Genomic DNA, 26,095 nt, shown 5'->3' on the forward strand with positions numbered 1-26,095 from the left:
GACTATCCCCTGGTCAGGACCCTGACCGGGCCCTCCTCCGCGGTGGGTCGCTCGAAGCCGTCGAGGTACCGCTCGGCGAGGTCAGGCGGGACGAGGACGTCGTCAGGGCCCGCGCCGCGGCGTCGGGCGAGACGCCCGAGGACGACGTCGCGCGGCACGTCGAGGAACCAGACGACGGGCACGACGGCGGTCGGCGCGAGCACCGTGCGGTAGCGGTCCCGCGAGGCGCGAGACCAGAAGGACGTGTCGACGACGACGTCGCGCCCCTGGGCCACGAGCAAGAGCAGGCGCTCCGTCAGCTCGGCGTGCACGGCGTCGGAAACGTGCTGCGGGACGGGGTGCTCGCGGTGCCCCGCGTCCCACGCGGCCTCGTCGAAGGACAAGCGCTCGTAACCGTCGCGCTCGAGCTCGCGCGCGAGCGTCGACTTCCCGGCGCCCGCGACGCCGCACACGAGGACGACCTGGTCACGACTCATCCGACCACTCTAGGGCGCACACGCAGGCGAGGGACGTGCTCGGGCCCCGGGCACAGGAGAACCCGGGGCCGGAGCACGTCGACGGGATGGCTCAGGCGCAGTAGCCCGAGGCGGACTGGTAGCTGCCCGACACGGTCCAGGTACCGACCTGCTGGGTGCCCTTGACGTAGGTGATGACGCCGGAGGGCAGGTACTGGGTGACCGTGCGGCCCGGCACCGAGATGGTGACGTTGGCACCTGCCCCCTTGACCTTCGCGGCCACGACCTTCCCTGCGCCGCAGATCTGGTAGCCGCCGGTCGACGCGGCCGAGGCGGGGGCTGCGACGGCGGTGGCCGACGCGACGAGCAGGAGGCTGGTCGCCGCTGCGAGGAGAGTGCGCTTCACGTTGAACTCCTTGGCTGGATGGAGCACCGTCGCGGCCGCGACGGTGCGGTCGTGAGCTCACCGCCCCGGCCGGGTCTCGAGTCCGTTCGTCACCGCACCGGAGCGCGTGCGCCTGCCGAGCAACCCTGCCCGGCCATATCCGCACAGTCTGCACATTACAGAAATTTGCAGAACGAACAACCCGACGCCCGCGCGCATCCACGGGTGGTTGCCACTACGCGTCCAGCACACTCGCGAGCGACGATCGTGACCAGCGACCTCAGCGCGATCGGAGGCACGACATGTCCGAGACACCGGTGGGCCGGGCGCCCGTCGAGCCTGGCGAGCCCGTCGAGCCCGTGACAGCCGCGACCGCGTCCTTCGTCTTCATCCAGACGGGTGGCACGACGACGAGCACGCCTGGAGACCTCGCCGACGACGGCAACGACTGACGGCGCGAGCGCGTGATCCCCGACAGCCTGTCCGCGATCTACGCCTTTCTCCTGCTGCTCGCCCCCGGGATCGTGTGGCACCTGCAGCGCGCACGCCATCGCCCCAGCTCCAAGGAGAGCGCCCTCGTCGAGCTGTCCCGAGTCGTCCTGTCCTCGCTCCTCGCGACCGGAGCAGCCGCCCTCATGCTCCTGCCCGCGGCCTGGCTCCCGCTCTACCGGTCAGCCGAGCGCGGCGGCGACAACCACTTCAACTCGCCCATGGCGGCCGTCCCCTACGTCGGCGCCGCACTCGGGACGTCCGCCCTCGCGTGCGCGCTCGCCTACCTCGTCGCGGCCCTCCGCTGGCCGGGCAGCGCCCCGATGAACGGCGGGCGCGTGTGGGACCAGGTGTTCATCGACCTGCACCCGAAGGGCGCGGGCGCACCCTTCGTCATCGTCGAGCTGCTCGACGGCACCGTCTGGAAGGGCCAGCTTGTCGGCTTCGACTCGACACCCGAGAGCGGGCCGAGGGACCTAGCGATCGGCCCACCGCTGCGCCGGCGCAGGCCTGGGGCGACCGCCTTCGAGTCCAAGGACGACGTCTGGCGCACGGTCGTGCTGCCCGACGCGCAGATCCGCTCGATCCAGGTCTCCTACCCCAGCCGGGGCACGTGACCGGTCAGGCGCGGAAGCCGAGGTCCCGCAGGCGCTTGCGGTCCTTGCGCGACGCCGACGCCTGCAGGCTCAGCAGCTCTGCATAGATGCCGCCGCTCGTCGCGAGCTCGTCCGGGCTGCCGATCTCGTCGACGCGGCCGTCACGCAGGGTCACGATCGTGTCGACCGACGAGATCGTGGACAGACGATGAGCGATGATCAGCGTCGTCCGGTTCTCCATGAGCTCGTCGAGCCCCGCCTGCACGGCCCGCTCGGACTTGGTGTCGAGCGCGGACGTCGCCTCGTCGAGGACGAGGATCGGTGCGTCCTTGAGCATCGCGCGCGCCACCGCGATGCGCTGCTTCTGACCGCCGGAGAGCTTGAGCCCGCGCTCACCGATCGTCGAGTCGTAGCCGTCGGCGAAGGCCGAGACGAACGCGTGCGCGTTCGCACGCGTCGCGGCGTCGACGATCTCCGCGTCCGTCGCGCCCTCGCGCCCGTACGCGATGTTCTCCCGGACCGTCCCCGAGAACAGGGCGGCGTCCTGGAACACGACGGCGACCCGGCGCCGCAGCTCGGTGAGCGGCTGATCGGCGACGTCGCCCCCCGCGACGCGGATCGTCCCCGCGGTCGGGCGGTAGAAGCCGAGCAGGAGGCTCACGAGCGTCGTCTTGCCGCCGCCGCTCTCGCTCACGAGCGCGACACGCTCGCCGCGCCGCATCGTGAAGGACACGTCCGAGAGGACCTCGTTGCCGTCCTCGTACGCGAACGACACGTCTGCGATCTCGACGACCGGACCGTCGCCGGTCACCTCGGCCGCGGAGACCGGGACGACGACGGCACTCACGGCGTCGTCGCGTCCCTCGTCGAGGGCGTCCGCCGTCAGCAGGAGCGGTTCGTCACGGTCGGCCGGCTCCGCCATGACCTCGAAGTAGTCCTTGCTGCCCGCGATCGCGCGCTGCGTCGTGTCGACGAGGTAGCTCATCATCGTCACCGGCGCCTTCGCCATCGCGACGAGCTGGATGAGCAGCACCATGTCGCCGACCGTGAAGCGGCCCTGCGCCGTGCCGACGAACAGGATGACGTAGATCCCGAAGAACACGACGTTGAGGAACGCCCGGCGGACCCCGTCCATCGTGTGCCAGTGCCTGGACTGCTCACGCGTCGTCACGACCGTCCGTGCGAAGCGTCCGTCGAACAGCCGCAGCTCGCGACGCTCCGCGACGAAGCTCTTGACGACGCCGATCTGCCCCACGACCTCTGCGAAGCGCCCGCCCGCGAGGTCGACCTGCTCGTTCTTCTCCGCCTCGAGCTTCTGCCACTTCTTGCTCGTGAGCGCAGTGAGCCCCACGTACACGGGGAAGACGATCGCGATCAGGAGCGCGAGCGGCCACGAGTAGCCTGCGCTGATCACGAGCACGGCCGCTACCGTGAGCAGCATCGGGAAGAAGTTGTTGGCGAAGTTGTTGAGAAAGCCCGTGACCTCGGTGATCGACCGGGTCAGGCGGCTGATGATCGCGCCGGTCACCTGGTTGTCGAAGTACCGCTGCGGCAGGCCGAGGAGCTTCGCGTAGTAGCGCGTCGAGAGCATGCGGCGCATGCGCGCCGCCATGACGTCCCCGAGGTAGCCGCCGACGTTCTGCACGGTCGAGCTGAGCAGGTCTGCGACGAGGAGGGCGACGGCGAGCCACACGACCGTGCGGACGACGCCGTCGGCCGGTCCTCCGGTCGCGACGCCCACGACCGTGTCGGTCGCTTCCTTGAGGATGAACGGGACCACGAGCGCTGTCGCGGTCGTCAGCAGCGAGCAGACGACGATGCCGGTGTAGTAAGGCCACAGGACGCGGGTGGCGGCCAGGATCCGGGCGATGCTGCGCACGCAGCCTCCTCGTGCTTGGGCGGGTCCACCTATCATCCTCCACGGCGCTCGCGCCGCGGCCCGCGACCCGTCATGATCGTCCCTGGCCAGGTTGGCCGCACATCCACGTCAGGAGAACACATGGCCTCGCTCTACGGCATCGACAAGTTCATGGTGCTGCAGCGCATCACGATGATGGTGAACCGCTACGCGGTGCACGCGGTCCTCCCGGACGGCACGCAGGGCGAGCTGCTCGCCGTCGCGCAGCAGAAGCGCATGGCGTTCAAGGAGCAGGTCACGTTCTTCACGGACGACTCGCGCACGACGCCGGTCTTCTCGTTCAAGGCGCGGCAGGTCATGGACCTCGCGGCGACCTACGACGTCATGGACGCCGCGGGCACGCCGATCGGCATGTTCCGCAAGGACTTCGGCAAGTCGCTGCTGCGCTCGACGTGGCACCTCGAGGCGGCGGGCGTCTCGGCGATCGGTCAGGAGCGCAACCAGACCGTCGCGCTCCTGCGCCGGTTCGTCGACCTGCCGTTCGCGTTCCACTTCGACTTCGCCGACAGCATGGGCCCCGTCCTGTCCGTCGAGCGCCAGTTCTCGCTGCGCGACCGCTACACCGCGACCGTCCCCGGCGCGCGTCTCGACGGCCGGGTCGCGGCTGCGATGACGGTCGCGCTCGACGCGCTCCAGCAGCGCTGAGCGCAGCCGCCGCGGTCACGGGAGCGGGAGGGCGTCCGCGACCGCGGCGGCGAAGGCCGCCGGCGCCTCGAGCATGAGGACGTGCGTCGTCTCCGGGACGACCGTCACGCCGATGCCCGCACCGGCGAGCGCCTCGTCGCCTGCGAGCCAGCCGGAGAGCCCGCCCTCGATCACGTGGACCGGCATCGGCAGGCCGTAGAGGACGTCGTCGAGCACAGGCATGTCGCCGAGCGCCCGCTCGGCGCGGTACTGCGCGACCGGGTCGGCGAGCCGCATCGTGGCGGCCCACTGCGGGCCCGCAGCCTCGAGGCGCCGCGTGAAGCCGGTGCGGACGAACTCGTCCTCGGTAAGCCCGTCCACGCCGGGCCGAGGGGTGGGCCGCAGGGACGGCTCGACGAGCACGAGCCGCGCGACGAGGTCGGGCCGACGGTCGGCGAGGATGACGGCGATCCCGCCGCTCATGCTGTGCGCGACGAGGTCGACGGCGGCGAGCCCCAGGGCGTCGAGCGCGCGGGCGACCGCGTCTGCCTGCTCGGCGAGGCTGTAGCCGAACGCGAGGGGCCGGTCGCTCGTGCCGAAGCCGAGCAGGTCCACGAGGAACGCGTGCCGTCCGGCGAGCGCCGGGCTCGCGACTGTCGCAGCGTAGTAGGGCGCGGACGCCGCTCCGAGACCGTGCAGGAGCACGAACGGGGTCCCGTCGCCGGGGATCTCGACGTAGCCCGTGCGGGCGCCGTCCGGGCCGACCTCGACGTGCTGCATGCTCGTTCCTCCTCGTGGGGCCAACGTGGCGCTCGCAGGCTAGCGGGGGCCCCTGACACGCGAGGCCTGCCTGCTACGCGGGCTGGACCTGAGCGGGGCGAGCGCCCTGTCAGCGGACGACGAGCTTCGTCCTGCCCGACGCTGCGGACTTCACCGTCGAGGACCCTGCGTACCTCGCCTTGACGATCCACGTGCCCTTCGCCAGGCGGGGCAGGGTGACGGTTGCCTTGCCCTTCGCGAGCCTGGCGGTGCGCACGACCTTCTTCTTGCCCTTGGTCGCCGTCACGGTGACCTTGCCGCTCGGCGTCGTGCGCGAGGCGGTGACCTTGACCGTCACCTTCGCCTTGGCCCGCGTCGAGATCTTCTTCCTCTTGATCGTGGTCTTGACCTTGGCGGGCGCCTTCGTGACCGCCCGCGACACGGTGAGGTTGTCGAGGCTCGAGCCCGCGGGCAGGAAGCTCCGCAGGGCGTCCGCGCCCTTCGGGGTGAGCGTCAGCCCGGTCGCAGCGACGGTGACCTTCTCCCCCGACCTCGTGACCTTCGTGCCGGATGCCGGTGCGGTGCCGATCGTGACGTCGTTCGACACGAAGGTGCCCGGGGTGAAGTGCGTCGCGCCCTGCGGCACGACGACGGTGAGGTCGGCGACGACGGACGTCGCCTTCGACGTCGTGACGACCTTGATGTCGCCGAGCGTGATGACGAAGTCGTGCGCGGGGAAACGGTAGGTGACGGACCCGCTCGTGCGGATCGTCGTCGTCGCACCCTCCGTCGCCGACGCGACGGGGAATACGTACGGGCGGCGCTCGTCCGTGCCGGCCGCGGCCGGGTCGAACGTCGCGGGCTTGTTCGGGACGATCCGCGTGCCTGCGGTCAGCCGGTTCGCAGGGCTACCGACGTAGCTGCGGAAGCTCTCGCGGAAGCCCCAGCGGAGCGCGGCGTCGGACGAGCTCGACGCTGCGACGGCGGTCGGTGCGGCGACGGCGGCCCCGGCGAGCGTGAGGGCGGCGGTCACGAGGGCGCCCACGGCGCGGCGAGCTCGGGTCGTGGTCATGGCGTGCTCCAGGTTCAGCAGGACGTACGGGCCGAGGGCCGTGGCGCTGGCTGCGCACGGTGAGGAGGCAACCCGGTGAGGATAGCCCGCAGGGACGAGAAAGCGCCGGGTCCGATCCCCCGATCCAGGACCCGGCGCACCACACCCACGCCACCGTTTCCCCCGAACCGGCGGCACCAGGGCGCCACGAAGATCTCACGGCGACCGTGACGGACCTGCGCGGACCAGCGTCTGGGACGTGGTGCCCCCGCACCTCACCCCGACGCCTGGCGGCATCTCTGGCTAGTCGCGCCATGGCCGGTGACCCAGGGCCCAGGCGAGCGACGTCGCTGCACGCTTGGCGTGCACACCGAAGCGTGCCAACGACCCAGTGGTCCCGCAACCGGAAGAGCGGTCGTGTGGATCACCCGGCGCGTCACCCCTGACCAGCGGCGATGCGCCCTCAGCCAGGTTTGCGCGAGATTCCGCGGCTCACAGCCCTCTCGCTACCTCCCGCAGGGGTGCAAGCATTCACCCGCTCGTCTCGGCCAGCGAGACCCACGCGTGTCTCACGCGCAGGGCGCGCACCGGCCCAGGGTGAGGCGTAGCTGCACGACATCACCCACGTCGAGCGACTCGAGCGCCCGGGCCCCCGTCGCCGCCTCGTGGACCGTGACCGTGCCGAGCCCGTCGATCTCGACGAGCGCCGACGCCGCACCGCGACGGAACGGGACGCCCGTCACGACCCCGCGGCGCAAGAGCGCCACGTCGCGCTCCGCGCCGTCGGGCCCGTCCAGGCCGTCGGAGCCCAGCCCCAGCAGGCGGAAGCCCCCCGGCGGTACCGCGAGCGACGCCCCGTCCACCGTGACGAACACCTCGTAGCCGAGGAACGACGCCACCGTCCGGTCGGCAGGCGCCGCCCACAGGTGGGCGGGCGTCCCCTCCTGCAGGACCGCGCCGCGCGACATGACGGCGACCCGGTCCGCGACCGTGAACGCCTCGTCCTGGTCGTGCGTCACGAACACGGCCGTCGTGCCTGTCGCGAGGAGCGCGACGCGCAGGTCGACGGCGAGCCGCTCGCGCAGCTCACGGTCGAGCGCGGACAGCGGCTCGTCGAGGAGCAGCAGCCCGGGCGCGGGCGCGAGCGAGCGGGCGAGCGCGACACGCTGCCGTTCCCCTCCCGACAGCGTCGAGACCTGCCGGGTCTCGTAGCCTGCGAGCCCGACGGCGTCGAGCAGCTCCGCGACGCGCGCCCGCCGCCGCGCCACCGGGACGCGCTCCCGCCGCCCGCCGCGCAGCGCACGCCCCTCGAGCCCGTACGCCACGTTGCCCGCGACGTCGCGGTGCGGGAACAGCTGGCCGTCCTGGAACATGAGCCCGATGCCGCGCTCGTGCACGGGCAGACCCGCGAGCGACCGACCGCCCCACGAGATCTCACCCGTGCTGCGCTCGAGCCCGGCGACCGCACGCAGCAGGCTGGACTTGCCGCAGCCCGACGGTCCGAGCAGGGCGAGCACCTGCCCGTGCGGCAGGTCGAGCGACACCTCGTCGACGGCCCGCACCGGGGCGTCGCGGCGCGAGGCGGCCTCGTACTCGACGACGACGTCGCGCAGCCGCAGGCCGGGCGCGCCCTCCGTCCGCGCGTCCGCCACGGCGCTGCGTGCCGCCACCACATCGACCATCAGAGCTCTCCTGCCTTGTCGCCGCGCATCTGCTCGGCCACCACCATGACCGTCGCCGTCACGACAGCCAGCACGACCGCCGCGGCGAGCGCCGTCCCGAAGTTCTCCGCGCCCGGCCGCCCGATCAGGCGGAAGATCACGACCGGGAGCGTCGCCGAGTCGGGCCGCGCGAGGAACGCCGTCGCACCGAACTCCCCGAGGGACACCGCGAACGCGAAGCCGACGGCGAGGCCGAGCGGACGCGTGACGAGCGGCAGGTCGACCGTCGCGAGGACGCGGCCCGGGCGTGCGCCGAGCGTGGCTGCCGCCTCGCGCAAGCGCGGGTCGAGCGCGCGCAGCACAGGCAGCACGGTCCGCACCACGATCGGGATCGCGACGACGGCCTGCGCGACGGGCACGAGCAGTCCCGACGCCCGCAGGTCGACGCCGAGGCCGAGCGGCCGGTCGAGCGTCACGAGGAACCCGAAGCCGACCGTCACGGCGGAGACCCCGAGCGGGAGCATGAACACGCCGTCGAGCAGGGCGAGGCCGCGGCGCCCGGCCCGTGAGCGCGCACGTCGCGACACGACGAGCGCGACGAGCCCGCCCACGACCACGGCGATCACGGCGGCGCCCGCGGCCGTGCGCAGGGACGTGCCCGCAGCCTGCCACGCGGTCACGGACGAGCCCGCGACCGGCTGGGCGAGGTTGCGGTAGTTCTGCAGCGTCCACGCGCCGTCCGCGGTGCGCAGGGAGCGGACGAGCAGGTTGGCCATGGGCCACACGAGCAGCCCGAGCACGACGACGGCGGTCACGGCGAGGCTCGTGGCCCCGCCCGCGCCGAGGCCGCGCAGGCGCAGCCGACGCTCGCCGGGCGCCGCGCCGAGGAGCGCGAGCGCGCGCACGCGCCGCGCCGACGCCCGGCCCGACACCCACAGGACCGCCGCGACGACGACGAGCTGCAGGACCGACAGGACCGCGGCCGCGCGCAGGTCGAGGAACTGCGTCGTGCGGACGTAGATCTCCGTCTCGATCGTGCCGAAGCGGCTGCCGCCGAGGATGAGGACGGTGCCGAACGCCGTCGCGCAGAAGAAGAACACGAGGGCGGCCGCCGACGCGATCGCGGGGGCGAGCGCGGGGAGCGTGACCGTCCGCAGGACGCGCAGCGGGCTCGCACCGAGGGCGCGCGCGGCCTGCTCGGGACGGGCGTCGAGCTGCGCCCAGAACCCGCCGACCGTCCGCACCACGACGGAGTAGTTGAAGAAGACGAGCGCGACGACGATCGCGGTGAGGCTCTGGTCGAGGCCGAGCGCGCCGAGCGGGCCCATGTCCATGAACAGGCTGCGGAACGCGACACCGACGACGACGGTCGGCAGGACGAACGGCACCGTGACGACCGCACGCACGAACGCACGGCCGGGGAACGTCCGCCGGTACAGCACGTACGCGCCGGGGAGGCCGAGCAGGACGGAGAGCACGGTCCCGAGGCCGGCCTGCAGGAAGGTCAGGCCGACGACGCGCCACGTGCGCGGGCGGCCGAGCACCTCGCCGAACCCGCCGAGGTCCCACGCGGCGGGCGACCACGCGGGGTGGGCGACGGCGTCGGGCGCGGCGAAGCCCTTGAGGATCATCGTCGCGACGGGCCACAGGAAGAAGACCGCGAGGAACAGTCCCGGGACCGCGACGGCGGCGAACCAGAGTGCACGCCCGGTCGCCCTGCGCCGGGCACCGCCGGGCGCCGCGTCCCCGTGGGGGGCGCGGTTCCCGGTCGGTGCCGGCGCGAGGGTCGTCGTCACGGTCGTGCCCGTCTCAGCCGAGCATCGTGTCGGTCCACGACTCGATCCAGGCGTCGCGGTTCGTGGCGAGCGTCGCGGGGTCGACCGTGATCGTCTTCTCGGCGAGCGGCCCGAACTTCTCGAAGGCGTCGGGCAGGGCGACGGCCGGGTCGACCGGGTACATGTACACGGTGTCGGGGAGGGCGGCCTGGAAGTCGGCGGAGAGCATGTAGTCGACGAGCGCACCCGCCGCTGCGGGGTTGTCTGAGCCGGCGATCACGCCCGCGTACTCGACCTGGCGGAAGCACGTCGCGGGGAGGGACGACGTCGTGGACTCGTCCCCGTCGAGCGTGTAGGCGGGCGAGGACCCGTACGAGAGGACGACGGGGCGGGGCCCGTCCTCGCCGCCGCCAGAGAACTCGACGTAGTACGCGTCGGACCACGAGTCGGAGATCTTGACGCCGTTGTCCTTGAGGCTCTTCCAGTAGTCGAGGTAGCCGTCCTCGCCGTAGGCGCCGACGGTCGCGGCGAGGAAGGCGAGGCCGGGGGTCGACGTCGCGGGGTTGGTGAGGACGACGAGGTCCTTGAGCGCGGGGTCGGCGAGGTCGTCGAGGGTCGCGGGGACGGGCACGTCGGGGTGGGCCTCGAACCAGCGGTCGTCGACGTTGAGGCACACGTCGCCCTGGTCGACGGGGGTGAGCGCGTCCGAGCCGTCGAGCCGGAGCGCCTTCGCGGCGTCGGGCAGGGCGGGGGATGCGTGCTCGGCGAAGACGCCGGCGTCGAGGGCGCGTGCGCCGAAGATGTTGTCGATCCCGTAGGCGACGTCCCCGAGGGGGGCGTCCTTGGTGAGGATGAGCTGGTTGACGAGGGTGCCGCCGTCGCCGAGCTGGGTGACCTCGACGTCGAGGCCGAGCCCCTTGAGGTCGGCCTTCTGCTCGTCGGTGAGCTCGAACGAGTCGTGCGTGACGAGGGTGACCTTGCCGGTGGGCGGGCCGGCGGGCGTCGTCGTGGTGGTGGCGGCTGGGCTCTGCTCGGCCGAGCAGGCGACGAGCAGGCTCGTGGCTGCGATGGCGGCGAGCGCTCCTGCGGCGGCCTTGCTGCGGCGGGTCGTGATGGTCATGTGCTGCGTGTCCTCCTAGGTCAAAGAGGGGTGCCGCGTCGTGCCCCGCGTGTGCTGCGGCGCACGACGTGGAGAGAATCCCGACTCCCTACACCGGTGCTAGCCGGATCAGGTTCGAGGGTCTGCGGTGTCCGCACTCTCAGCGCTCGCCGTCCGGATCGGGTGGCAGCGCTCCCCTGTCGTTCGCGACCAGCCTACCGCTCGGCGGGGCGCGGATGGCGTGCGCCCTCTCACACCGAGATTAGTTGACGCTTCAACTTATTCGAGGGAGACTCGACTCATGAGCCGAGACATGATCGACGCCGCGAGCGCCCACGCCGCCGCCCCCTCCGCCCTCCTGCCCGGCGACCGCCTCGCAGCCGAGACGCACATGGACGCGGTCACGCTGTATGTCCGCGACATCGACGCGATGGTCGCGTTCTACACGAACGTCATCGCCCTCGAGGTCCTGGCGAACGACGCCGCCGACGGGCGCGCCGCCGTCGTCACCCTCGGCCGCGGCACGACGCCGCTCGTCGTCCTGCGCGAGGCGCGCGACCTGCCCCCGCGCCGCCCCGGCGAGGCCGGCCTCTTCCACACCGCGATCCTGTTCGCCGACGCCGCGGGCCTCGCCGCGACCCTCGCCCGCGTCGCCCAGCTCGCCCCGCAGCTCTACACGGGCGCGGGCGACCACCTCGTCTCCGAGGCGTTCTACCTCGACGACCCCGAGGGCAACGGCATCGAGCTCTACGTCGACCGCCCGCGCGACCAGTGGCGCTGGCGCGACGGCCACGTCGAGATGGCGACCCTGCACCTCGACCCGAACGCGTTCATGGAGCAGCACCTCGACGAGGCCGTCCTCGCCGCACCCCACGGCGCCGCCGCGACGCTCGGCCACGTCCACCTGCAGGTCGGCGACATCCCGACGGCACGCCGCTTCTACGTCGACACGCTCGGGTTCGAGGCGACGACAGAGATGGGCTCCGCGCTCTTCGTGTCCGCGGGCGGCTACCACCACCACATGGCGATGAACACGTGGGCGTCGATGGGCGCAGGCCCGCGCCCCGTGAACCTCGGCCTCGGCGAGGTGTCGATCGTCGTCCCGACGCGCGACGAGATCGGCGCACTGACCGACCGTCTCGCGCACGCGGGCATCGCCGCAGCGGACGACGGCGCGGTGCTCACGTTCGCCGACCCGTGGCGCAACGAGATCCGCGTCGCGGTCGCCTGACGCGACCTCAGACACGGCCCGGCCCCCTCGTCGCTGCTGCGACGAGGGGGCCGGGCCGTTCGCAGGCATGGGCTGTCAGCGGGACGCCTTGAGCGCGCGTCCCGCAGCGATCCTCGACGTCACCTTGCGGGCGCCCTTGTTCGCCGCGATGCGGCTCAGGGCTGCGACCGCGCCGGTGACAGCGGCGAACGTGACGATCCCCGCGATCGTCGAGTCGTTCTCGAGAGGGTCCTTGGGTGCGTCGTGGCCCGTGGTCTTCTTCCACACGGCGCCGAGGACCTTCTGCGCCAGCCATGCCGCCAGCGCGGACGTGCCGATCAGGATCAGCTTGTCGACCATGCCGTCGTCGTTGTCGTCAGCCACGTCGGTGCTCCTCGTCGCTCGTCGGTGCGGCAGCCCGGGGCAGGCGGCCACCGTCACCACGCTACCGGGACTGCACGGCGACGCACATCGGTCACGCCGCACCCGCACGCCATGGGGCCCCTGCCAGGACCGCCAGTCCTGGTCTCAGGGATGGCGACGGTGCACGATGGAGAGGGCTGCCGCACGGCGGCTCCCGGGACCGAGGAGGACGACCCGTGCGACGAGGCACCCGTCGCGCCATGACGGCGCTCGCCAGCGCGCTCGCGCTGTCCTGGGTGCTCACGTCGGCGGCACCCCGCCAGTCGCTCCCGGCCATGACGGGTGACGGCCTCGTGCGCGCCGTCGCCGCAGGCGCTGGCGAGGCGGCGGGCGCGACGGGCGCCCACGCGACGATCACGGACGTCGACCATCCCGACGTCGCGGCGACGGACGAGGACGTCGTCGTGACGGTCGAGGTGAGCGAGGCAGGCCCCACGGTGCGGCTCGACCGCCGCGGCGGGGCCGGTTGGGTGACGGTCGCGGAGGCGACGGCCGAGACGACGACGGTGGCGCTGCCGGTGCCGAGCAGGGCGGGCGACGCGACCTACCGCGTCGTGCTCGTGCCCGCGGGCGCCGGGACGGTGCGGACGAGCCCTGACCTGACGATCTTCCAGTCCGACGCGGTGGCGCACGCCGCGTACGTCGCCCGCGCGCGGGACGCGGTCCAGGCGTACTGCCCGCTCACGCCGATCTACGTGGACTCGCCCGACGTGCGGTCGGGCTCGACCGTCGGCAAGGCTCGCTCCTCGTGGTCGTGGGCGGACGGGCAGGCGAGCTGGACGCAGTCGATCCGGCTGCGCTCCGGGCTCGCGGACGACATCCTCGAGCACACGGCGCTGCACGAGTGCGCGCACGTCGTCCAGGTGCGGCCGCTCGTGGACGGTGAGCGTGCGTACGAGGCCTCGACGGCGCGCACGGAGCGTCGCTACGCGCGCGGCCCTGCGGAGCCGGGCGAGCTGCAGGCGGACTGCATGGCGTCGGTCGTCACGGGCCGCCCGTCCGTCATGTACTACGCGCGGACCTGCTCGGCGCGGCAGCGCGCGGACGCGCGGGACATGTGGCGCGAGCACGGGTCCCACCGCCAGTCGCCCGCGCTGTCGTGGGCCTGGAAGGACTGATCGGGGCCGCCGGCCCGCTGTGATCCTGACCGCATCGGTCGCTCCGTGTTGACGTCGTCGTCGCGCAGGCATAATTTTGTACTGACCAGTCAGACCAAAAGGCTGCCGCCACGCTCAGGAACAGGACCATGAACCCCACCTCTCCCGCGAGCCGCACCGAGGCCGAGGACCTCCCTGCCCCGCTCACGCAGCCCGCCCCACGACGCGCCGTCGTGCAGGCCAAGGACCTCACGCTCACGTCGGCCCGCGGAACCGTCTACGGCCCCGTCTCCCTCCACGTCCGCGAAGGCGACCTCGTCGTTCTCCAGGGCCCCCAGGGATCCGGCCGCTCGAGCCTCCTGCTCACCCTCGCCGGCCGCATGAACCCCGACCGCGACACCCGCCAGCTCACCGTCCTCGGGCACGAGCTCCCCCGCGGCCGCCGCGCCGTCCAGCAGCTCAGCGCCGTCGCCGGCTTCGACGCGATCGACCGGCTCGACGAGTCCGTCACCGTCGCCGACACCCTCCGCGAGCGCCTCACCTGGCTGACCCCCTGGTACCGCCGCGCCCCCCGCCTCACCGCGCAGACCTACCGCGACGCCGCGACCGGCGTCTTCGGCGGACGCCCCCTGCCCGCCCTCGACACCGTCGTCTGGGACCTCGACGAGGTCGACGCGATGCTCCTGCGCATCACCGTCGCCATGCTCGCGAAGCCCCGCCTCCTCGTCGTCGACGACCTCGACCAGGTGCACGACGCCGCCCGTCGCCAGCTCGTCTGGGACAGCCTCACCGGCCTCGCCGCCACGGGCGTCACCGTCATCGCCTCCGTCGCGTCGGCAGGGGAGGTGCAGGCCATGACCTGGCAGAAGTCACCCCACGTCGTGCGCCTGACCACCGGCCCGCAGCTCGACGCCTGAACCTCGCCCCAGGAAGAACCCCCATGATCTCTGCAGCAACGACAGGGAGCGAGCTCCGCCGGTTCCGCCGCGGCACGCTCCCCAAGGTCGCCGTCGGCGCCCTCATCCTCATCCCCCTGCTCTACGGCGCCCTGTACCTCTGGGCGTTCTGGGACCCGACCGGCAACATGGACCACCTGCCCGTCGCCCTCGTCAACGAGGACGTCGCCGCGCAGCGCGACGGCGAAGCGGTCGACGCCGGCACCCAGGTCGCCGACAAGCTCGTCGAGTCGGGCGACCTCGACTGGCGCCGGACGTCGCGCGCCGACGCCCTCGCGGGCGTCGCCGACGGCGACTACTACTTCGCCGTGACGATCCCCGCCGACTTCTCCGAGACGATCGTCAGCGCCGGTGGGGACGCCCCCGCCCAGGCGCGCATCGACGTCACCTACAACGACGCCAACTCGTTCCTCGCGACGACCCTCGGCCGCTCCGCGATGGTCCAGGTCGAGTCCGCCGTCCGCGAAGAGATCGGCGCGCAGGCCGTCGACAAGGTCCTCGTCGGCCTCGGTTCCGCCCGTGACGGGTTCGCGACCGCGTCCGACGGCGCGATGACGCTCACCGAGGCGTCCGGCAAGCTCGCAGACGGCGCCTCGACCCTCGCCGACGGAGCCGGGTCCGCGGCTGACGGCTCCGCCTCGCTCGCCGACGGTCTGCGCACGCTCGCGACCGGCGTCGGCTCCGCGCACCAGGGCGCGACCCGGCTCGACGCGGGCGCCCAGAAGCTCGACGCGGGTGCAGCCACCCTCGCGAGCGGTGCCACCGACCTCGCGGCCGGGACCACCACCCTCGCCCAGGGCGGGACCACGCTCGCCGACGGCGCAGGGAAGCTCTCCGCAGGTGCCAGCAAGCTCGCCGACGGGACGGGTGCGCTCGCGACCGGCGCGAGCACCCTCGCCACCGGGCTCGGCAGCGCTCACAGCGGCGCCCAGGATCTCGCGACGGGCGCCGCGTCCGCCGCCGACGGCGCTGGCGCGCTCGCCACGGGCGCCAAGGACCTCCAGGCGGGCACCGCTCGCCTGGCCGACGGCGCACACACCCTCGCGAGCGGGCTCGCCGCGTCCGCCGGCACGGTCGGCAGCCTCCCCCAGCAGCTCACCGACGTCGCGACCCTCCTGACGAAGAACACCGCGGTCCTCGAGGCGAGCGACCCGGGTGCGACCGACCCGCAGGTCCAGGGCCTCGTCGCCGCGAACAAGGCGGCTCTCACGAAGCTCTCGGCGATCGACGGCACAGCCCTCGTCGGGCGTCTCGAGGCAGCCGCCGAGGGGGCCGCCGCGATCGACGCGCAGCTCCACCCCGGCTCCGGCACCCCGACCCTGCGCGACGGCGTCGACCGCCTCGCCGCGGGCGCCACGTCGCTCAGCACAGGGCTCGGCACCCTCGAGAAGGGTGCTGACGCGCTCGCCGACGGCACCTCGAAGCTCTCCGCGGGAGCCACCTCGCTCGCGGCGGGCGCGGCCACCGTCGACAAGGGCGCGACGCAGCTCGCGACGTCCTCGACGACGCTCAGCAAGGGCTCGGGCACCCTCTCGAAGGGCCTCCAGAGCGCCGCGGACGGCGCCGGGACGCTCTCCCAGGGCGCTGCGACGCTGAGCGGCGGCACGCACACGCTCGCGAACGGCACAGCCGACCTCGCGTCGGGCGCAGGCAAGCTCCTCGACGGCGCACGCACGGCCGCGACCGGCGCCGGCACGCTCGCGAACGGCACAGCACGACTGGCCGACGGCGCGGACCAGCTCGCCGACGGCACCACCCAGCTGCACGACGGCTCGGGTCAGCTCGCCGACGGCCTCGCCGGTGGCGCCGAGAAGATCCCCGACGACGACGCGACCCTCCGCGCCGAGCGCGCGGCCGTCGTCGCCGCGCCCGTCACGGTCGCCGACACCGACCTCGCGCAGGCCGAGGGCTTCGGGGAGGGCTTCGCGCCCTTCTTCCTGTCGCTCGCCCTGTTCGTCGGCGCGCTCATCACGTGGCTCGTCCTGCGCCCGGTGCCCCCGCGGGCGCTCGCAGCGCCCGTCTCCGGGTGGCGCATCGCGATCGCGGGCTACCTGCCCGGCCTGCTCATCGGTGCCGCGCAGGCAGGAGTGATGCTCTCCGTCGTCGCGCTGGGCCTCGGCATGGACCTCGCGAACGTCCCCGGGACGATCGCGTTCACCGTGCTCGTCGCCGCGACGTTCTTCGCGCTGCAGCAGGCGCTCCTCGCCCTCGCAGGGCCGGCGGCGGGCAAGGTGCTCATCCTCGCGCTGCTCATGCTGCAGCTCGCCGGCTCGGGCGGGACGTACCCCGTGCAGACGACCGCGTCGTTCTTCCAGGCGATCCACCCGTGGCTGCCCATGTCCTACGCGGTCCAGGGCCTGCGCCAGGTCATCACGGGCGGGGCCGACGGCCGCCTCGTCGCGAGCACGCTCGTGCTCGTCGGCGTGCTGCTCGGGTCGCTCGCGGTCACCGCGTGGCGTGCGGGCCGGATGCGCACGTGGACGCTCGACCGGCTGCACCCTGCGATCGCGCTGTGACGCACGCATGACGGGCTCGGCACGCCGTCGGCTCTCTGGGAGGATCGGACGCATGAACGACGCAGCGACCCCCGCCCCGAGGGCCGACGGCCACGCCGCCCGACGCCGCGGGACCCGCGCTCAGGTGATCGAGGCCGCCGTGCGGCTCGTCGCCGAGCGCGGGTTCTCCGCGACCTCGGTCGACGACATCGCGCTCGCCGCTGGCGTCGCCAAGGGCAGCGTCTACTACAACTTCGGCTCCAAGTCGGACATCCTCGAGGCTGCCCTCACCGAGGGCGGCGAGCGCCTCCAGGCGACCATCAGCGCGGCGCGCGGCGACCTGCGCGGGCGGGAGGCTCTCGCTGCGGTGGTCGGGGCGCTGCTCACGGCCATGCAGGCCAACCCGGACTTCGCGAAGCTCATGGCCGCGGAGGTGTTCCGCGTCGAACGCGTGTGGCAGGAGACCATCGGCGCGCTGCGCTCGGTGACGATCGCGACGTTCGCCGAGGTGATCAGCGAGATCTCGCCCGACGAGGACACGTCCCTCGTCGGGGCGGCGACGTTCGGTGCCGTGCTCGTCGCAGGCCTGGAGTGGTTGCTGTTCCAGCCGGGACGTCCCGTCGAGGACGTGCGCGCGAGCGTGCTGCGCCTCACCGCGGGGCTCTAGGCCTCCCGCGCGGGGCGCGTCAGCCGAACAGGCGGCCGAGCGTGTCGATGTTGAGGAACGCGACGAGCGCGGCCCCGAACCAGACCGCGGGCCACACGCCCGAGGCGCGGCGGGCACGCGACGGTGCGGCCCGCTCGACGACCGGCGCAGGAGCACCGAGGTCGCTGCGCGGCGAGGCGGGCGTGACGAACGTCGGGACGACGGGGACCTGACCCGTCGACGGCGGGGTGATCGTCGTCATCTGCAGGTGCAGCTCGGTCGGCTCCTTGAGGGAGCGGGTGCGGCGCGGCGCCTCCAGCGCGGAGGACGTCGACACGTCCGGGGTGCGCGCGACGAGCAGCTCGAGCAGGAGGCACGCGGCCTCGTCCGCGCGCTGCGCGTCGAGCCGCGCGGGCAGGCTCAGCACCCACTTCTCGAGACCGACCTCACCGATGACGTCGGCGGGGCCGACAGCCGTCGGAGCGAGGCCCTGGTAGGCGAGCGAGACGACGGCGCGCACCGACGTGCGCAGGTCCGCCGGGAGGAGCGCGGAGATGTGGGCTGCGGTCATGCCAGCGTGCTCGACCGCCTCGTCCTTGACTGCTCCGTCGAGGCGGAGCGCGCCACGCTCGACAGCGACCTCGCCCAGCCAGCGGGCGCTCTCGACGACGACGATGCCGCCCGGGCCCACGAAGATCCGGTCGATACGACCGCCGAGGTCGTCGGGACGGCGCAGGTCACGCAGCACGGTCCAGCTGTGACGGCCCAGCACGCGGTTGCGGTGGGCCGCAGGCGTGTGCGTCCCCACCAGACCGGACGCGCTGTTGATATCCGTCATGTCCTCTAGATCGGCCGGTCACCGTCGGAAGATGAGCCGTTAGCGCGAGGACTTCCGCGAGGTCACGCCCGACGTCGACGTGCACGCGGTCGGGCGAGCGTTCGGGACGCCCGCCCGCTCCCGCGCCGGCGGACTCCCTCGGCACGAGCGCACGTCCCGGGCAAGAATGGAGGGACGACCAGCAAGGGAGGCTGCTGTGCCCAACCGTCTCGTGTCCGCGCTCTCCCCCTACCTGCGCCAGCACGCGGACAACCCTGTGGACTGGTGGGAGTGGTCCGACGAGGCGTTCGCCGAGGCACGCCGCCGCGACGTCCCCGTGCTGCTGTCGGTCGGCTACGCGGCGTGCCACTGGTGCCACGTCATGGCGCACGAGTCGTTCGAGGACGACGCGACCGCCGCGCAGATGAACGACGGCTTCGTCTGCATCAAGGTCGACCGCGAGGAACGGCCTGACGTCGACGCGGTGCACATGGCTGCGCTCGTCGCGATCACCCGCCAGGGCGGCTGGCCCATGACCGTGTTCCTCACCCCCGATGGCGCGCCCTTCCACGCGGGGACGTACTTCCCGCCCGTCCCGGTACGGGGTGTCCCCTCGTTCCGGCAGGTTCTCGCCGCGGTCACGGAGTCGTGGCAGGAACGCCGGGACGACGTCGAGCGGCAGGCGGCCTCGCTCGTCGCGTACCTGCGGGCCGGGGCCGAGCAGGAGGGCGGCGCGTACGCGACGCCGGTCGGGTTCGACGGCGGGTCGGTCGCGCCGTCGGCCCAGGAGCTCGCCGGCTCCGTGGCCGTGCTTCTCGCGGACCGCGACGAGCAGAACGGCGGCTTCGGGGACGCACCGAAGTTCCCGCCGTCGATGACCCTCGAGCACCTTCTCCGCCACCACGCGCGCACGGGCGACCCGTTGGCGCTCGCGACGGCCCGCGCGACCGCGGCAGCCATGGCGTCGGGCGGGCTCTACGACCAGCTCGGCGGGGGCTTCGCCCGGTACTCCGTCGACGCGACGTGGACCGTGCCGCACTTCGAGAAGATGCTCTACGACAACGCCCAGCTCGTCGGGGTCTACGCGCGGCTGTGGCGTGCGACGGGCGACGTGTGGGCGCGCCGGGTAGCCCTCGAGACAGCGGGGTTCATGACACGGGAGATGCTCGCGAGCGGTGGTTTCGCCGCGTCGCTCGACGCCGACACGGACGGTGTCGAGGGGCGCTTCTACGTCTGGACCCCTGACGAGATCGCGGAGGCGCTTGCCGGCACCCCCGACCCCGACGACGCCGCATGGGTCGCCCGCACGTGCGGCGTCACGGCGGCGGGCACGTTCGAGGAGGGCGCGTCCGTGCTGCGCCTGCACCCCGACGCGTTCACGGCGGCTCCCCCGCCCGGCGAGGAGCCCGAGCTCGTCGACGCCGACCGCGGCGCTCGCTGGGCCCGGCTCAGGCCGGTGCTGCGGGCCGCGCGGGCGCAGCGCACGCCGCCAGGACGCGACGAGAAGATCGTCACGGCGTGGAACGGTCTCGCGATCAGCTCGTTCGCGGAAGCGGGTCGCATCCTCGACGCGCCCCACCTCGTCGAGGTCGCCGAGGCGGTCGCGGACCACGTCGTCACGCACCACGTGCGCGACGGGCGGCTGCGCCGCGCGTCCCTCGGCGACCGGCTCGCCGACGCGGACGGGACCCTCGAGGACTATGCGCTGCTCGCCGACAGCCTGCTCACGCTGTTCGCGGCGACCGGCGACGCCCGCTGGTTCACGACGGCGCGATCGCTCGTCGAGTCCGCGCTCGACCTGTTCGTCGACGGCGGTCGCGTGTACGACTCGGCCGCCGAGGTCGACGGACCGCCGCTGTTCGTACGGGCCGGCGACCCGAGCGACAACGCGAGCCCGTCGGGGCGGTCCGCGCTCGCCGGTGCGCTCGTGCGGCTGGGCGCGATGACGGGCGACCTCGGGTACCGCGTCGCGGCGGACCTGACGCTCGCGCCCTACCGCGCGCTCGCGATCGGGGCACCACGCTTCGCCGGCTGGGGGCTCGCGGTCGCGGAGGCGCTCCTCGACGGTCCGCGCGAGGTCGTGATCGTGGGGGACGGCGACCCGCGCGAGCTTGCCTCCGGGCCGCTCGCCATGGCTGCGTGGGCCGCGCACGCGCCGGGGCTCGTCATCGTCGTCGGCAACCCGGACGGGCCGGTGCCCGTGCTCGCGGGACGCACCGCGATCGGGGGCCAGCCGACCGCCTACGTGTGTCGAGGCTCGATGTGCTCCCTGCCGCTCACGTCGGCGGCGAGCCTGGCTGCGCACCTCGCTGGCGAGTGAGGCGAGCTGTCGCGGGCGCGGGGGTGAGGGCTCGGATCACAGCACGGTAAAACTGCCGAGAACATCTCGCGCAAAGGGTGATCTTGGCTCTAGTATGCCGAGGTAGTTGCTGTGCCTCGCTCGTCTTCACTGCAATGGTCATTCCATTGCGATCTTGATCCTCAGGAGTGGACGCCGAAACACCGCGACGGAAGGGCCCCGAAGGGCGGGGCCGTCCGAGCACTCTGAAGGAGTATTGGAATGACTGTTGGTACCGTGAAGTGGTTCAACGCTGAGAAGGGCTTCGGCTTCATCGCCCCCGAGGACGGCAGCGCTGACGTGTTCGCCCACTACTCGGCGATCCAGTCGAGCGGCTACCGCTCGCTGGACGAGAACCAGAAGGTCGAGTTCGACGTCACGCAGGGCCCGAAGGGCCCGCAGGCGGAGAACATCCGCCCGCTGTGATCCCACGGGCCGTCGTCTGACGGAACGCACGAACGCCCCCGGTCCTCGGACCGGGGGCGTTTGTCGTGAGCGGGGCTTTCGTCGTGACCGGACGGCGCTCAGTCGGCGGCGGGCGCGACCTGCGGGCGGTACACGAGGTGCCACGCCTGCCACGCGTACGACACCGCGGCAGCCGTGTGACCGAGGCAGCCGGCGGCGCTGATCAGGTACGCGACCGTCCACAGCGGCCCACCCTGGTCGGAGGACGCGAGCAGCAGCAGCGGCAGGCCGACCATGAGCAGCGCCGTGCGCGCCTTGCCGAGGAAGTTCACCTCGAGCTCGGGCAGCGGGAAGCGCTTGGTCACGAGCAGGAACAGCATCCCGCAGGCGAGCACGACGTCGGGCACGACGACGAGGGCGAGCATCCACCAGGGCGCGCTGCCCGTGACGGCGAGCGTGATGATGACGGCGCCCATCCCGAGCCGGTCCGCGAGCGGGTCGAGCGTCTTGCCCAGCTCGGACACCTGGTCCCAGCGCCTCGCGATGAAGCCGTCGGCCCAGTCGGTGATGCCGAGGACGACGAGGGTCACGACTGCGGCCGTGACCCGTCCCTGCGCCGCGAGCACCACGAACAGGGGAGTCAGCACGACCAGCCGGACGATCGTGATGATGTTGGGGATGGTCACGGGCCAAGCCTATGCCCCGCAGCCAGGCGCCGAGGCGGACCCTCAGGGGTCGGACGGCGCGGGCTCCTGCGCGATCTCGGCAGCCTCGGCCTCGAGCTCGCGCTCCTTCTCGGCACGCTTCTGGATCGCGCGGGTGTCGCGGAGCCGCACGATGACGTCCCGCTCGGCGGGCAGGCCGAGCCGCAGCTGTCGCGCGCGACGCAGCTCGACGTCGAGCTCGATGCCGAACAGGAGGGCCAGGTTGCCGATCCACAGGGCGAGCATGAAGACGACGAAGCCTGCGAGCGCCCCGTAGGTCGCGTCATAGCTCGAGAACTTCGAGACGTAGAGGCTGAACGCTCCGGTCGCGAGGACCCAGGCGAGGATCGCGGTCGCTGCGCCGGGCGACAGCCAGCGGCGCTTCTCGTGGCGCACGTTCGGCGTCGCGAGGTAGAGCAGCGCCACGACGAGGACCGCGAGGGCGGCGACGACGGGCCAGCGCAGGACGGACCAGACGGTCGCGAGCGTGTCCGCCTCGCCGACGACACCGCCGACGGCCCGCACGACGTCGCCCGATGCGACCAGCGTCACCGCGATGAGCGCGACCATGACGAGCAGGGCGAGGGTCACGCCGTACATCGTGGGGCGGAGCTTCCAGACGGGGCGCCCCTCCTCGACGCCGTACACGCGGTTCGCGGCGCGCGAGAACGCCGTCACGTAGGCGGACGCGGACCACAGGGCCGTCACGAGACCGAGGACGAGCCCCCATCCGGCGGCGGACGACGTCGCGACCTCCTCGAGCACCGGGCGCAGCGTCTCGACCGCCTCGGCCGAGCCGAGGTCCTCGATCACGCCGAACAGGTCGTCGAGCACGGACTGCGGGTTGGCGAGGACGCCGAGGATCGACACGAGCGCGACGATCGCCGGCACGATCGCGAGCACCGAGTAGTAGACGAGCGCCGCCGCGAGGTCGGTGCACTGGTCCGTCATGAACTCGCGGACGGCCCGCACGACGGCGTACCGCACTGTCGTGCGGCGCGACACGTCTGCGCCCTCCTGCTCCGTGCGGTGCGTACGGGTGGCCCGGGTGTCGTCGGCCGGCGAGGCCCCGGCGCTGCTCGGTGTCATCCCACGATCATCACCGGGCGTCCGAGGCCCCGCACGCCGAGAGAGTCAGACCTCCTGGACGCGCGTCGCGCCGCGCGAGCCGATCGACTCGACAAGGTGGTAGAGCGCCGGGAGCACGAGCAGCGTCATGAGCGTCGACGAGAACAGTCCACCGATCACGACGATCGCGAGCGGCTGCGAGATGAACCCGCCGTGCCCCGTGATGCCGATCGCCATGGGTGCGAGCGCGAGGATCGTCGCGAACGCCGTCATGAGGATGGGCTGCACACGGTGGACGGCGCCGCGGTGCAGCGCCTCCGTCATCGGCACGCCGCGGTCGCGGTACTGCTTGACGAGGTCGATCAGCACGATCGCGTTCGTCACGACGATGCCGATGAGCATCAGCACGCCGATGAGCGACGGGACGCCGAGGGCGATGCCCGTCGCGACCTGGAGCAGGACGGCACCGGTCGCCGCGAACGGGATCGACACGAGCAGCAGGAACGGGTGCAGGAGCGACCGGAACGTCGCGACCATGACGACGTACACGATGAGGATCGCGACGAGCATCGCGAGCCCGAGCTGCGAGAACGCCTCGTTCTGCTCGGCCGTGACGCCGCCGATCTCCGCGGTCACGCCGTCGGGCAGCTCGACCTTGTCGAGCGCGTCGCCGACGACGGTCGCGGTCTGTCCCAGGTCGTCGGTGAGGGGCGTGACGGTGACGAGCTGGTTGCGCACGCCGTTGGACGTCGTGATCGCGACGGGGCCGTCCTCGACGGTGACCTCGGCGACGTCACCGACCGTGAGCCCACCCGGCTCGACGGCGAGCGCGCGGATCGCGTCGACGGACGCCGGCGGGTCCTGGGGCGTGAGGTAGACGCTCACGGACGAGCCGTCGATCGTCACGGCGCCGATCTGCTGCGGCGTGATCATGCCGGCGACGGCCTGCGCGACCTGCGCCTCGCTCAGCTGGAGCTGGGCGAGCAGCGCACGGTCGAGCACGACCGACACGGTCGGGCGGGCGGTCGTGAGCGACGTCGCGACCTGCTCGACCTCGTCGAGGGGGCGCATCGCCTCGGCGATCGTCTCGGTCGCCTTCGCGACGTCCTTCGGGTCGGCGCCCTTGACGGCGATCTCGACGTCGGAGCTCATGCCCATGCCCGCGAACTGCGAGATCGTCACGTCCTCCTCGGGGACGATCGCCGTGATCGCCGCGCGCACGTCCTCCTGGATCTTGGCCTGGTCGCCGTCGGCGTCGGTCGTCAGCGACCACGAGATGGACTCGGTACCGCCGGAGAGGAGCGCAGAGCTCTCGGTCGAGCCGATCGTCGCAGCGACGAGCTCGACGCCGTCGACCGCGCGCAGCGCCTCGTCGACCTTGCGCGCCTCGTCGAGCTGGTCGTCGAGAGCGGTGCCCGGCGCGACTGCCTGCGTGATGCCGAGCGAGTTCTGCGACATGTCACCGAGGAAGCTCGTCTTGAGCAGCGGCGTGACCGCGCCCGTGCCGACGAGCACGAGGACCGCGATGCCGACCGTGATCCACCGGTGCGACAGCACCCACGTCAGGAGGCGCCCGTAGCTGCGCTGGATCAGTCCAGGGGCCTCAGCGGTGTCGCTCAGGTCGTCGGTCGCGGCGGGCTCGGTCTCGCTCGTGCCGTGGCCCTTCCACCTGAGGAACCAGTACGCGAGGACGGGCACGATCGTCAGCGCGACGAGCAGCGAGGCGCCCATCGCGATCGCGACCGTGAACGCGAACGGCCGGAACAGCACGCCCGCCATGCCGCCGACGAGCGCGATCGGCAGGAACACCGCGACGGTCGTCACGGTCGACGCGGTGATCGCGCCGGCGACCTCGCGCACCGCGTCGACGATCGTCGCGCGTCTGGTCTTGCCGTAGCGCATGTGCCGCTCGACGTTCTCGATGACGACGATCGAGTCGTCGACGATGCGGCCGATCGCGATCGTCAGGCCACCGAGCGACAGGATGTTGAGGGTGTAGCCCGCGGCCTGCATGCCGACGAACGCGACGAGCAGCGACACGGGGATCGACACGGCCGTCACGAGGGTCGCGCGGCCGGAGCGCAGGAACGCGAGGATGACGATGACGGCCATGACGAGGCCGAGGAGGCCCTCTGTCGCGAGGCTGTTGATGGACTCCTCGATGAACGGCGCCTGGTCGACGAGGACCGAGAACGTCGCGCCCGCGACCATCTCCTCGAGCCCCGGGAGCGCGTCACGGACGGCGTGCGAGACCTCGACCGTGTTGGCGTCGGGCAGCTTCGTCACCGAGAGCGTGAGCGCTTCCTTGCCGTCGACGAGCGAGTAGGACGACGTCGGGTCCGTCGTCATCTCGACGTCGGCGACGTCGGCGAGGGTCGCAGGGCCGAGCGGGAGCTCGGCGACGTCCTCGACCGAGGACAGCCGCTGCCCGACCTGGACGGCCATCGTCGAGCCGCCCTCGTCGATCGTGCCGGCGGGCACGAGCACGCCGTTCTGCGCGAGGACGGTCGCGACCTGCTGCGCCGAGACGTTGTAGGCAGCCATGTCCTCGAACCGCGGCGTCACCGCGATGCGAGGCCCGGGGGCGCCGATGATGCTCGCGGCCGCGACGCCGTCGAGCCGTTCGAGCTCAGGGACGACGACGTCTACGAGACGCCCGGCGAGCGCCTCCGTGTCGTCGGCGGACACGGCGACCTGGATGACCGGGAAGTCGTCGAGGCTGATCGCGAGCACGCTCGGGTCGACGTTCTCGGGGAGGAACGAGCTGATCCGGCCGAGGGCCTGGGTCATCTTCTGCTCGACCTTGGCCGTCTCCGTGCCGAACTCGAACTCGGCGAGGACGACGGACATGCCGGTCGACGACGTCGACGTCGTGCCGAGGAGGCCCGGCACGGTCTGGAGCGCCTTCTCGACGGGCGCGGTGACGTCGGACGCGACGACCTCGACCGACGCACCCGGGTGCGCGGTGAGGACCGCGAGCTGGGGCACCTCGATCGAGGGGATGAGCTCCTGCTTGAGCGAGGTGAACGCAAGACCGCCGAACACGGCGACGACCACCGTGACGAGCGCGATGAGCGCCCGGTTCTTGAGGCTGAAGAGTGAGAGCTTGTGCACGGGAGCCTGT

23 protein-coding genes and 1 riboswitch are annotated in these 26,095 nt (G+C 72.6%); of the genes, 10 read left to right on the forward strand and 13 right to left on the reverse strand.

The window, feature by feature from the left end; genetic code table 11:
- Positions 1-2: 2 nt before the first annotated feature.
- Complete coding sequence (locus tag HF995_RS04495; RefSeq protein WP_168446563.1) at positions 3-476, reverse strand: P-loop nucleotide/nucleoside kinase family protein; 474 nt, start codon at positions 474-476, stop codon at positions 3-5.
- Between the two features lie 91 nt (positions 477-567).
- Positions 568-861 carry a hypothetical protein gene (locus HF995_RS04500; protein WP_168446564.1) on the reverse strand — a complete coding sequence of 98 codons (294 nt, stop codon included), beginning with the start codon at positions 859-861 and terminating at the stop codon, positions 568-570.
- A gap of 281 nt (positions 862-1,142) precedes the next feature.
- On the opposite strand from HF995_RS04500, the gene HF995_RS04505 reads away from it, so the two are divergent.
- Positions 1,143-1,292, forward strand: coding sequence for a hypothetical protein (locus HF995_RS04505; RefSeq protein WP_168446565.1), 150 nt, complete (start codon positions 1,143-1,145; stop codon positions 1,290-1,292).
- A gap of 12 nt (positions 1,293-1,304) precedes the next feature.
- Positions 1,305-1,946, forward strand: a complete 642-nt coding sequence (locus tag HF995_RS04510; RefSeq protein WP_168446566.1) for a DUF6338 family protein — start codon at positions 1,305-1,307, stop codon at positions 1,944-1,946.
- 4 nt (positions 1,947-1,950) lie between these two features.
- On the opposite strand, the gene HF995_RS04515 is transcribed toward HF995_RS04510, so the two are convergent.
- Complete coding sequence (locus HF995_RS04515) at positions 1,951-3,804, reverse strand: ABC transporter ATP-binding protein (RefSeq protein WP_350308728.1); 1,854 nt, start codon at positions 3,802-3,804, stop codon at positions 1,951-1,953.
- 120 nt (positions 3,805-3,924) lie between these two features.
- On the opposite strand from HF995_RS04515, the gene HF995_RS04520 reads away from it, so the two are divergent.
- Positions 3,925-4,488 (forward strand): LURP-one-related family protein, encoded by a 564-nt coding sequence (locus tag HF995_RS04520; protein WP_168446568.1) that lies wholly within the window; start codon positions 3,925-3,927, stop codon positions 4,486-4,488.
- A 15-nt stretch (positions 4,489-4,503) separates the two neighbouring features.
- Here HF995_RS04520 and HF995_RS04525 read toward each other — a convergent pair whose 3' ends face one another.
- The 5 genes from HF995_RS04525 to HF995_RS04545 all read right to left on the reverse strand — a co-directional run bounded on the left by HF995_RS04525 (position 4,504) and on the right by HF995_RS04545 (position 10,833).
- The gene (locus HF995_RS04525) at positions 4,504-5,247 is read right to left on the reverse strand and encodes an alpha/beta fold hydrolase (protein WP_168446569.1); all 744 of its coding nucleotides are present in this window, start codon (positions 5,245-5,247) and stop codon (positions 4,504-4,506) included.
- A 109-nt stretch (positions 5,248-5,356) separates the two neighbouring features.
- Positions 5,357-6,298 (reverse strand): HtaA domain-containing protein, encoded by a 942-nt coding sequence (locus tag HF995_RS04530; RefSeq protein WP_168446570.1) that lies wholly within the window; start codon positions 6,296-6,298, stop codon positions 5,357-5,359.
- 548 nt (positions 6,299-6,846) lie between these two features.
- Positions 6,847-7,959, reverse strand: a complete 1,113-nt coding sequence (locus tag HF995_RS04535; protein ID WP_168446571.1) for an ABC transporter ATP-binding protein — start codon at positions 7,957-7,959, stop codon at positions 6,847-6,849.
- Positions 7,959-9,734, reverse strand: a complete 1,776-nt coding sequence (locus HF995_RS04540) for an ABC transporter permease (RefSeq protein ID WP_434060834.1) — start codon at positions 9,732-9,734, stop codon at positions 7,959-7,961. Before HF995_RS04540 ends, HF995_RS04535 begins: the two co-directional genes overlap by 1 nt.
- Positions 9,735-9,747: 13 nt before the next feature.
- Complete coding sequence (locus HF995_RS04545; RefSeq protein WP_168446572.1) at positions 9,748-10,833, reverse strand: thiamine ABC transporter substrate-binding protein; 1,086 nt, start codon at positions 10,831-10,833, stop codon at positions 9,748-9,750.
- Positions 10,834-10,901: 68 nt separating this feature from the next.
- Positions 10,902-11,021, reverse strand: a riboswitch (TPP riboswitch).
- 92 nt (positions 11,022-11,113) lie between these two features.
- Here HF995_RS04545 and HF995_RS04550 point away from each other — a divergent pair.
- Positions 11,114-12,043 (forward strand): VOC family protein, encoded by a 930-nt coding sequence (locus HF995_RS04550; protein WP_168446573.1) that lies wholly within the window; start codon positions 11,114-11,116, stop codon positions 12,041-12,043.
- A gap of 75 nt (positions 12,044-12,118) precedes the next feature.
- Here the strand turns inward: HF995_RS04550 and HF995_RS04555 are convergent, their stop codons facing one another.
- Entirely contained in the window at positions 12,119-12,406 is a 288-nt protein-coding gene (locus HF995_RS04555) for a DUF4235 domain-containing protein (RefSeq protein ID WP_168446574.1), read from the reverse strand.
- Between the two features lie 215 nt (positions 12,407-12,621).
- Between HF995_RS04555 and HF995_RS04560 the strand changes: the two genes are divergently transcribed.
- From HF995_RS04560 to HF995_RS04575, 4 genes are all read left to right on the forward strand, one after another.
- Positions 12,622-13,563, forward strand: coding sequence for a hypothetical protein (locus HF995_RS04560; RefSeq protein WP_168446575.1), 942 nt, complete (start codon positions 12,622-12,624; stop codon positions 13,561-13,563).
- A 128-nt stretch (positions 13,564-13,691) separates the two neighbouring features.
- A complete protein-coding gene (locus HF995_RS04565; protein WP_168446576.1) occupies positions 13,692-14,459 on the forward strand; it encodes an ATP-binding cassette domain-containing protein in 768 nt (255 codons plus the stop codon).
- Positions 14,460-14,482: 23 nt separating this feature from the next.
- Positions 14,483-17,014 carry a YhgE/Pip domain-containing protein gene (locus HF995_RS04570; protein ID WP_168446577.1) on the forward strand — a complete coding sequence of 844 codons (2,532 nt, stop codon included), beginning with the start codon at positions 14,483-14,485 and terminating at the stop codon, positions 17,012-17,014.
- 52 nt (positions 17,015-17,066) lie between these two features.
- Positions 17,067-17,660: a TetR/AcrR family transcriptional regulator gene (locus HF995_RS04575; RefSeq protein ID WP_168446578.1), complete on the forward strand. Its 594-nt coding sequence runs from the start codon at positions 17,067-17,069 to the stop codon at positions 17,658-17,660.
- A 19-nt stretch (positions 17,661-17,679) separates the two neighbouring features.
- Here the strand turns inward: HF995_RS04575 and HF995_RS04580 are convergent, their stop codons facing one another.
- Positions 17,680-18,477, reverse strand: a complete 798-nt coding sequence (locus tag HF995_RS04580) for a nuclease-related domain-containing protein (RefSeq protein WP_168446579.1) — start codon at positions 18,475-18,477, stop codon at positions 17,680-17,682.
- Between the two features lie 196 nt (positions 18,478-18,673).
- Between HF995_RS04580 and HF995_RS04585 the strand changes: the two genes are divergently transcribed.
- On the forward strand, positions 18,674-20,776 hold the full coding sequence (locus HF995_RS04585) for a thioredoxin domain-containing protein (RefSeq protein ID WP_350308729.1): 2,103 nt from the start codon (positions 18,674-18,676) through the stop codon (positions 20,774-20,776).
- A 240-nt stretch (positions 20,777-21,016) separates the two neighbouring features.
- Positions 21,017-21,220 carry a cold-shock protein gene (locus tag HF995_RS04590; protein ID WP_168446581.1) on the forward strand — a complete coding sequence of 68 codons (204 nt, stop codon included), beginning with the start codon at positions 21,017-21,019 and terminating at the stop codon, positions 21,218-21,220.
- Between the two features lie 98 nt (positions 21,221-21,318).
- Here HF995_RS04590 and HF995_RS04595 read toward each other — a convergent pair whose 3' ends face one another.
- The 3 genes from HF995_RS04595 to HF995_RS04605 are packed head-to-tail and all read right to left on the reverse strand — an operon-like array spanning position 21,319 to position 26,085.
- Positions 21,319-21,885 carry a CDP-alcohol phosphatidyltransferase family protein gene (locus tag HF995_RS04595; protein ID WP_168446582.1) on the reverse strand — a complete coding sequence of 189 codons (567 nt, stop codon included), beginning with the start codon at positions 21,883-21,885 and terminating at the stop codon, positions 21,319-21,321.
- 42 nt (positions 21,886-21,927) lie between these two features.
- Positions 21,928-22,992, reverse strand: coding sequence for a YihY/virulence factor BrkB family protein (locus HF995_RS04600; RefSeq protein WP_168446583.1), 1,065 nt, complete (start codon positions 22,990-22,992; stop codon positions 21,928-21,930).
- A gap of 45 nt (positions 22,993-23,037) precedes the next feature.
- The gene (locus tag HF995_RS04605; RefSeq protein ID WP_168446584.1) at positions 23,038-26,085 is read right to left on the reverse strand and encodes an efflux RND transporter permease subunit; all 3,048 of its coding nucleotides are present in this window, start codon (positions 26,083-26,085) and stop codon (positions 23,038-23,040) included.
- Between the last annotated feature and the right edge of the window lie 10 nt (positions 26,086-26,095).

Origin of the sequence: Sanguibacter hominis ATCC BAA-789, assembly GCF_012396185.1 — a bacterium.
GTDB classification, from domain to species: Bacteria; Actinomycetota; Actinomycetes; order Actinomycetales; family Cellulomonadaceae; genus Flavimobilis; species Flavimobilis hominis.